The organism is Neptuniibacter sp. (genome assembly GCF_024231755.1).
Taxonomy (GTDB): Bacteria; Pseudomonadota; Gammaproteobacteria; order Pseudomonadales; family Balneatricaceae; genus Neptuniibacter.
Window position 1 is genome coordinate 1 of the sequence record NZ_JAAEQH010000128.1, and the last position, 8,683, is coordinate 8,683.

At 46.9% G+C, this 8,683-nt stretch carries 10 protein-coding genes; all 10 read right to left on the reverse strand.

What is annotated here, in order from left to right:
- Nucleotides 1-1,271 (reverse strand): amidophosphoribosyltransferase (gene purF / locus GY843_RS07570; protein ID WP_297308164.1); only part of this gene is annotated, 1,271 nt, incomplete at its 3' end.
- Between the two features lie 73 nt (nt 1,272-1,344).
- A complete protein-coding gene (locus GY843_RS07575) occupies nt 1,345-1,839 on the reverse strand; it encodes a CvpA family protein (protein ID WP_297308166.1) in 495 nt (164 codons plus the stop codon).
- A gap of 52 nt (nt 1,840-1,891) precedes the next feature.
- Nucleotides 1,892-2,455 (reverse strand): SPOR domain-containing protein, encoded by a 564-nt coding sequence (locus GY843_RS07580; RefSeq protein ID WP_297308168.1) that lies wholly within the window; start codon nt 2,453-2,455, stop codon nt 1,892-1,894.
- 4 nt (nt 2,456-2,459) lie between these two features.
- Nucleotides 2,460-3,770, reverse strand: coding sequence for a bifunctional tetrahydrofolate synthase/dihydrofolate synthase (folC, locus tag GY843_RS07585; protein WP_297308170.1), 1,311 nt, complete (start codon nt 3,768-3,770; stop codon nt 2,460-2,462).
- Nucleotides 3,771-3,820: 50 nt separating this feature from the next.
- Nucleotides 3,821-4,750, reverse strand: a complete 930-nt coding sequence (gene accD, locus GY843_RS07590) for an acetyl-CoA carboxylase, carboxyltransferase subunit beta (RefSeq protein ID WP_297308172.1) — start codon at nt 4,748-4,750, stop codon at nt 3,821-3,823.
- A gap of 15 nt (nt 4,751-4,765) precedes the next feature.
- Nucleotides 4,766-5,569, reverse strand: a complete 804-nt coding sequence (gene trpA, locus GY843_RS07595) for a tryptophan synthase subunit alpha (RefSeq protein ID WP_297308174.1) — start codon at nt 5,567-5,569, stop codon at nt 4,766-4,768.
- Nucleotides 5,570-5,588: 19 nt separating this feature from the next.
- Nucleotides 5,589-6,809 carry a tryptophan synthase subunit beta gene (gene trpB / locus GY843_RS07600; protein WP_297308176.1) on the reverse strand — a complete coding sequence of 407 codons (1,221 nt, stop codon included), beginning with the start codon at nt 6,807-6,809 and terminating at the stop codon, nt 5,589-5,591.
- A complete protein-coding gene (locus GY843_RS07605) occupies nt 6,799-7,422 on the reverse strand; it encodes a phosphoribosylanthranilate isomerase (RefSeq protein WP_297308178.1) in 624 nt (207 codons plus the stop codon). The genes trpB and GY843_RS07605 overlap by 11 nt, the downstream gene beginning before the upstream one ends.
- 75 nt (nt 7,423-7,497) lie before the next feature.
- A complete protein-coding gene (gene truA / locus GY843_RS07610; RefSeq protein ID WP_297308180.1) occupies nt 7,498-8,349 on the reverse strand; it encodes a tRNA pseudouridine(38-40) synthase TruA in 852 nt (283 codons plus the stop codon).
- Nucleotide 8,350: 1 nt separating this feature from the next.
- On the reverse strand, nt 8,351-8,683 hold a 333-nt coding region (locus GY843_RS07615; RefSeq protein ID WP_297308182.1), incomplete at its 5' end, for a FimV/HubP family polar landmark protein.

Sequence of the window (8,683 nt, forward strand, 5' to 3'; positions counted from 1 at the left end):
ACCTCATCATCAGTACGGCCATGAGCAATTAGCTCCTCAGCAGCTGGCATATCGATACCGTAAACGTTCGGGTATTTAACCGCTGGGGCTGCTGATGCAAAGTAAACCTTCTTAGCACCGGCATCACGTGCCATCTGTACGATCTGGCTTGATGTTGTACCACGGACGATGGAGTCATCCACCAGCATCACTACTTTGTCTTGAAATTCCAGACCAATAGGATTCAGTTTACGACGTACTGACTTCTTACGCAGAGTCTGACCGGGCATGATGAAAGTACGGCCGATATAGCGGTTTTTGATAAAACCTTCTCGGTAGGTTACACCCAGCTCCTTCGCCATCTCCATTGCTGAAGTACGGCTGGTATCTGGAATAGCGATAACTACATCAATATCATGCTCCGGGCGCTCACGCATAACTTTTTCTGCAAGCTTCTTACCCATACGCATACGCGCTTTATGTACGCTGACATCGTCGATAATAGAGTCAGGGCGCGCCAGATAAACATATTCAAATAGGCATGGTGCTAATTGATTCTGTTCGGCACATAGCTGTGTAGAAACGTTGCCATCCATATCAATGTAGATAGCTTCACCTGGCTCGATATCACGTACTCGTTCAAAACCGGAGATGTCCAGAGCAACACTCTCGGAAGCCACCATATATTCGGTGCCTTCTTCGGTCTCACGCTTACCATAAGTCAGTGGACGGATACCATTTGGATCACGGAACGCCAACATGCCATAACCGGTGATCATCGCAACAGCAGCATAACCACCCGTGCAACGCTCATACACTCGGCGTACTGCTGAAAACATATCGTCTGCTTGGGGCTGAAGTTTACCCTGCAGCTGCAGTTCATGTGCAAATACGTTTAGTAGTACTTCGGAATCTGATGTAGTGTTGATATGACGTAGATCCGCACGGAACATTTTGTCCGCCAGATCATCTGCATTCGTCAGATTACCGTTATGAGCCAGTGCGATACCGTAAGGCGAGTTCACATAAAATGGCTGGGCTTCCGCAGAGCTGGAGCTACCTGCTGTAGGGTAACGAACATGCCCGATACCCACATTACCCACCAGACGTTTCATATGGCGGGTACGGAAAACTTCATTCACCAGACCGTTGTCTTTACGCAAGAAGAATTTATTCCCTTCACAGGTCACCATACCTGCTGCGTCTTGCCCACGATGCTGCAGTACAGTCAGGGCGTCGAAAATTGTCTGGTTTACATTAGATTTGGCTACTATGCCAACAATGCCGCACATTTAAACTCACCTCAAAGTGCAAACTAATTAAATTCGAGGAATCTGAGAACTAGTCCCAAACGCCTCAGGCTCCTCAGCGTCCAGCGTTCCAGATCAAGCGACCTACATCACTCGCCATATCCTTTGTCCATGCTTCCATCAGCACGAAATGCGGAATCAGTTGCGATTCCTTAAACCAGCGGTCATTAACCGCTGGGCTCATACCTATCAATGCAACTATAGCAACCACAATCAGGCCACCACGAGCAGCACCAAAACCTATTCCCAAAACCCGGTCTGTACCAGTGAGGCCGGTAGCATCAACCAAGGCCCCAACCAGTTTGTTAATCAACACCCCTACTACCAACGCAGCTATAAAGAGAATAGCAAAGGCTGCGATGTAGCGTACTGAAGGCGTTTCCAGATAAGGCTCTAATACAACAGAGAGAGATTGGGAAAATAAACGGGCGATAATAAATGCAGCAACCCAGGTCACCAGAGAAAGCGCTTCCCTCACGAAGCCTCGCTTCAAGCTAAAAAGGCTTGAAACGCCAATGATGCCTAAGATGGTCCAGTCAGCCCAATTCATAATAACTGCTCAATGAAATTGCGCGCATTTTAACAGAGTCAGTAACGCAATGTTACTGCGTTGTGAAACGCACAATAATACCGTTTAGCCCGAAATCTTTTTTCAGTTTATCTTTTAATGATTCCAGCCTGCTCTTCTGGAATTCAGGTCCTACGTAGACCTTAACCAAATCACCCTGTTTGCGGGTAAATACCTTGTGCCCTTCGGCGATAAGCTGCTTACGCAACCCCTTGGCATTGGTCTCATCTTTGAAGCTTGCCAGCTGTAGAGTCCAAGCCACTGGCACACCCTGCTGATCTAGTACAGGCTGATCTTTGTGGATTTCCAGCTCAATCTTATTCTCAGCAACTGTTTTCTCTATAACTTTTTTTACCTCAACAGGAGGCTCAGGCAACTGGACTGGAGGCATCGGTTCAGCGGGTTCTGATGTATCTGGCAACGGTTTATTCTTAGGTGAAATTCTAACGATCTCTGGAGGTACCGGCCCTGAAGGAATTTCTGACTGAAGTTGACGCTCTTTATAGCCTGCGCCATCAAAAAATACTGGAAAGATGACCGCAGCGGAGAGCAGAATCACCGCTAACCCAACGAGTCGATATTTTACTTTCTGCTGCATCTGGTTAAGGACCTTCAGTTAATGCGGTCAACGCATCAGCTACGGTATAAAATGATCCTGCGATAATAACATTCTCTGCAGCATTATGGTTGTTTTTAATGCTATCGATCACCGTCGCAACACTGGCTACTGACTGAACCTTTGCCTGGTCGGTAAACATCGCTTGTAACTGTTCTGAAGTCTGCCCTCTAGGCACGTTTAGGCTCACCAAATAGATTTGGTCAAAAACAGGCTCCAGAAGCTGAATTACCTGTTGGCAGTCTTTATCTGCCAACATGCCCAGTACTAGGATTTTACTGCCGGAAAGTTCTGCCACTCTCTTCTGCAAAAGCTCTGCAGCCTCCGGATTATGAGCAACATCTAACCAGTACTGAATTCCATCTTGTTCAATCTGCTGCATACGTCCGGTCAGACTCGCAGTACCGACACCGTCTCTCAGTTGTTCTTCTGATACATCCAGATCGATAAACTGACAGACCTGCAGCGCCGTAGAAGCATTTTGCAGTGGTAGCTGAGGCATAGGGATATTATCGATATTTGCAGATTGCCCCTGAGCAGTCTTACCGGACCAGTGCCAATGATTTCCTGCCTCGGAAAAAGAGAAGCTATTTCCCGCCTGCAGCAATTGAGCACCAATATTCTCTGCGTGCTCAGCAACGGTATAAGGAGGATCGAGATCTCCACAAATAGCAGGCTTACCAGAGCGAAAAATCCCAGCTTTCTCGTAACCGATCACATCACGATCATCACCAAGCCAATCGGTGTGATCCAATGCCACTGTAGTTACTACAGAGATATCAGCATCAATGATATTTACTGCATCAAGACGACCACCCAAGCCCACTTCCAACAGGACCAGATCCGGTTTAGTTTCACTGAAAATAACCAGGGCAGCCAAAGTTCCAAATTCAAAATAGGTCAGTGGAATCTGGCCACGGGCCTTATCAATTTTTTCAAAAGCTCGGCACAACAGTTCATCTGATGCATTAACACCATTCAGACGAACACGTTCGTTGTACTCTATGAAGTGTGGCGAGGTAAAGCTACCTACGCTATAGCCAGCTTTCAGGTAGATATTACTTATGTAGCTAACTGTTGAGCCTTTACCGTTAGTCCCTGCGACTGTAACCACGGTAGAACCGGTAAAGTCGATTGCCAACTTTTCAGCAACCTGTTTGATCCGATCTAAACCCAGTTCAATTTCAGATGGATGGCATTGCTCCATCCATGCTAACCATTCAGATAAATTAAGCTTTTTTTCAGACTGGCTCATATCTAGTGCGATGTAGCGTAGTATCGAAAGAATTGTATCCAAAGAAAAGGCCGGCGTTTTCACGTCGGCCAATCATTTACTGCGTTTATAACTTATTCCGCTTCAGATGCTGGCGGTGTTTCCGGTTCGGAAACCACATCCGCCTGATCCGGCTCCAGTACAGGTACTGGTTTAACGTGGGTCATCTTACGTAAGATACGAGACAAACGGCTACGCATCTCACCACGATTGATGATCATATCAACCTGACCATGCTCCAGTAGGAATTCACTACGCTGGAAACCTTCTGGCAGTTTTTCACGTACAGTCTGTTCGATAACACGAGGACCAGCAAAACCAACCAACGCTTTAGGTTCGCCGATGTTCAGATCACCCAGCATGGCTAAAGAAGCAGATACACCACCGTAAACTGGATCAGTCAGTACAGAGATATATGGTGTACCTTGCAGGCGAAGTTTTTCCAGCACAGCACTGGTTTTAGCCATCTGGAACAGGGAGAACAATGCCTCCTGCATACGTGCACCACCTGATGCAGAGAAACAAACCAAAGGAATATTCTCTTCCAGAGCAATGTTTGCAGCACGAACGAAGCGCTCACCCACAACAGCACCCATGGAACCGCCCATAAAGCTGAATTCGAAGGCTACCGCTACAATAGGCAGACCTTCCAGTTCACCACGCATAGCAATCAGAGCGTCTTTCTCTTCTGTGCTCTTTTGCGCTGCAGACAGGCGATCTTTATACTTTTTAGAGTCTTTAAATTTCAGGCGATCGATTGGTTCAACATCTGTTCCAATCTCCTGACGATTATCTTCGTCCAGGAACAATTCCAGTCTGCGACGTGCACTCAATCGCATATGGTGATCACACTTAGGACAAACATTCAGGTTCTTTTCCAACTCTGGACGATAAAGAGGGGATTCACACTTTGGACATTTCTTCCAAAGACCTTCAGGAATGTTTGAGCGTTTTTTCTCTGAACGCACCAGAGAAGGAACAATTTTTTCCAGCCAGTTACTCATTATTAATAAACCTTATTAGCTGTCCATTGCTTGACGCATATCTTTAACAATTGCAGATACCTGAGCTGGAATCTCTCCCTGCTCCTTAACCAGATCTGCAATTTTATTTACCAGTACGCTACCGACGATTACACCATCCGCTACTTTAGAAACAGCCTGCGCTGATTCAGCATCTTTGATACCAAAACCAACGCCCAGCGGTAAAGAGGTGTACTTGCGAACCACATCAAGCTTCTCAGCAACAGATTCTACATCTAATGCTGCAGAACCTGTTACCCCTTTAACAGAAACATAGTAAAGGTAACCACTACCATTCTTGCAGACGTATTTAATCCGCTCTTCTTCTGTTGTCGGTGCCAACAGGTAGATTGTATCAATTTCATTCTGCTGCATGATCTGATTGAACTCATCAGATTCCTCTGGCGGCAGGTCAACAGTTAAAACACCATCAACGCCTGCCTGCTGAGCAGCAGTTGCGAATTTTTCATAACCCATAATTTCAATCGGGTTCAGATAGCCCATCAGAACGATTGGCGTTTCGCTGTCTTTCTGACGGAACTCAGCAACCATGCCCAGCACATCACTAAGGCGAGTATCGTGGGTTAGCGCACGTTCACACGCCAGCTGAATAACAGGGCCATCCGCCATAGGATCAGAAAATGGCACACCCAGTTCAATAATATCCGCACCTGCATCAACTAAAGCATGCAGTAGAGGTACAGTCACTGCAGGGGCAGGATCACCTGCGGTTACGTAAGGAATCAACGCTTTGCGCCCTTCGGCTTTTAGCTTGGCAAAGCTGTTAGAAATACGACTCATCTATTTTTCCTCACACAAATCAAATATTGATGCCATCGATCTGTGCGACCGTATGAATATCTTTATCACCACGACCAGACAGATTCACAACAATCGTCTGATCTTTATCCATCTCTTTAGCCAGCTTCATCGCATAAGCCACCGCATGGCTAGACTCCAGTGCAGGCATAATACCTTCTACACGAGTCAGGGTACGAAATGCATCCATCGCCTCATCATCTGTTGCGTCGACATATTCTGCACGACCAGTATCTTTCAGATATGAATGTTCTGGGCCTACACCTGGGTAATCCAAACCTGCTGATACAGAGTGAGTTCCGATAATCTGACCACCTTCGTCAGACATCAGGTAGGTACGGTTGCCATGCAGGACACCTGGTGCACCTGCTGAAAGAGGTGCAGCGTGCTGACCAGTTTCAACGCCGTATCCACCCGCTTCAACACCGTACATTTTTACCGATGCATCTTCAATGAATGGGTGGAACAGGCCAATCGCATTGGAACCACCACCGACACAAGCGACCAACGCATCAGGAAGACGGCCAGTCTGATCTAGACACTGCTGACGAGCTTCACGACCAATAATGCACTGGAAATCTCGTACCAGTTTCGGATATGGGTGAGGACCTGCGGCAGTACCGATGATGTAGAAAGTGTTATCTACATTGGTTACCCAGTCACGCATCGCTTCGTTCATCGCATCCTTCAGTGTACGGGTACCTGATTCTACAGCGATAACTTCAGCACCCAGCAGTTTCATACGGTAAACGTTAAGTGCCTGACGCTGTACGTCTTCTGCACCCATATATACCTGACATTCCAGGCCAAGACGCGCAGCTACAGTAGCAGATGCAACTCCATGTTGACCCGCACCTGTTTCAGCAATAACACGAGGCTTACCCGTGTATTTTGCCAACAGCGCCTGACCGATCGTATTGTTTACCTTGTGCGCACCAGTGTGGTTGAGGTCTTCACGTTTTAGGTAGATCTTTGCACCACCGACTTTTTCAGTCAGGTGTTTAGCGAAGTACAGAGGCGAAGGACGACCAACATAGTGTGCCAGATCACGATCAAACTCTTCCTGGAACGCTGGATCCCGCCACAATTTCTCATAAGTTTCTTCCAACTGCTTAAGTGCAGCCATCAGAGTTTCAGATACGAAACGACCACCGTAAGGGCCAAAATGGCCTTTACTATCGGGCAACTGAGAAAGTGCTTTAAGATCGATATTAGTTGGCACGGGTTACCTCATTAATAAATTTTTTAACTTTATCGGCATCTTTGATGCCTTTACTTTGTTCAACTCCTCCGCTGACATCAACAGCATAAGGAGTTACGGTAGAAACCGCATTGGCAATATTATCAGCAGTCAAACCACCCGCCAGAATAAGTGGAGCAGGATGTTGCTGTGGAATTCTGTCCCAATCAAAAACCTCTCCGGTGCCACCTGGAACGCCAGGTCGGTATGCATCCAGGAGGATCGCTTGAGCAGAGCTGTATCTATCAGCCTCAACTTGTAAATCAAGCTCAGGCTTCATACGTAACGCTTTAATATAGGGACGCTCAAAACGGTTACAGAAACCAGGCTCTTCATCACCATGAAACTGCAACAGGTCTATACGTGTTTCCTGAACAATCCGATCAACGTTCCCTGCAGTTTCATTTACAAATAGCGCTGTTGTTGTCACAAACGCTGGCAACTGCTGGATGATATCCGCAGCGTCCTCTGGTGAAATATAACGAGGGCTAGGCTCATAGAACACAAACCCTAGTGCATCGGCACCGGATTCGATAGCTACCAGAGCATCTTCCAAACGGGTTATGCCACAAATTTTAACGCGGGTTCTATTCACTGAACGCTATTTCACACAAGAGGATTAAACTGAAGGCCGAAATTTTATCAGATTGAGTGGGAATAAGTCAGTCAACTATGGGACGAAATATGGCCCTAATTTTGATTTAGGAAGCTCAAACTCATCTGGATACTTCGCATCAACGAAATACAACCCGTACGGAGGGGCAGTAACACCACCCTGCCTTCGATCTTTAGCTTCCAAAACTTGCTTCGCCCATATAGGTTCAGCCTCACCACAACCAATGGTCATTAATACCCCAGCGAAGTTACGAATCATATGATGTAAAAACGCATTGGCCCGCACATCAAGTACGATAAGGCTTCCCGAGCGATAGACATCCAACTGTTTAACAGTCCTTACCGGACTATGCGCCTGGCAGGCAACAGCACGGTATGAGGTAAAGTCATGTTCACCGATAAGATATTGAGCTGCTTCCTGCATTTTCTGCAGATCCATCTCTTTGTAAGTCCAGGTAATGCCTCTCGGTAAAATAGCCGGCTTTACTGGATTGCAGTAAATCAGATAACGGTAACGGCGCTCTAACGCAGAAAAACGGGCATGGAAATCATCATTTACAGGCTTCGCCCACTGGATGGCAATGTCATCGGGCAAGTTTGTATTTGTACCCAGAACCCAGGCCCTAACATCACGCTCTACAGGGCTGTCAAAATGAATAATTTGATAGGTGGCGTTTACACCCGCATCGGTCCGCCCGGCACAGATCACAGAAACCGGAGCGTTAGCGATTTTAGACAACGCTTTCTCAACTTCCTCCTGGATGCTGGATACACCGCCCTCTTTTTGAATCTGCCAGCCACGATAGGCTGCACCTGAGTACTCTACACAAAGAGCATAACGATAAGGGGCGATCGAAATCGCCCCTTGGGATGAGCCTTTCGGCTCAGGATTTTTCTGTTCTGACATACTACTTATCGTCTATGGACTGGATCAGTGCCTCAGCTTCTGATTTCTGCTGCTCATTACCTTCAGCAACGATCTCCTGAAGAATATCCTTCGCTCCTTCAAGGTCTTCCATATCCATATAGGCACGTGCCAGATCCAGCTTAGTTTCAACCTCATCTGCTCCTTCAAGCAGATTCAAGCCAGCTAGTTCGTCGAAATCTTCATCCAATGATTCGCCCTCTTCGTCAGCAGAACTTTCTTCAAGTTCAATATCGCTATCTGTGCTGTTAAGCAGTGCATCCAACTCGGAGTCCAGCTCAGCATCAAGGTCGTGAGAAATTGCAGACTCCAGCTC

Coding starts and splice junctions, on each gene's coding strand:
- GY843_RS07575 (WP_297308166.1), bottom strand. CDS start 1,839: ATGAATTGGGCTGACTGGACCATCTTAGGCATCATTGGCGTTTCAAGC.
- accD (WP_297308172.1), bottom strand. CDS start 4,750: ATGAGTAACTGGCTGGAAAAAATTGTTCCTTCTCTGGTGCGTTCAGAG.
- trpA (WP_297308174.1), bottom strand. CDS start 5,569: ATGAGTCGTATTTCTAACAGCTTTGCCAAGCTAAAAGCCGAAGGGCGC.
- GY843_RS07580 (WP_297308168.1), bottom strand. CDS start 2,455: ATGCAGCAGAAAGTAAAATATCGACTCGTTGGGTTAGCGGTGATTCTG.
- truA (WP_297308180.1), bottom strand. CDS start 8,349: ATGTCAGAACAGAAAAATCCTGAGCCGAAAGGCTCATCCCAAGGGGCG.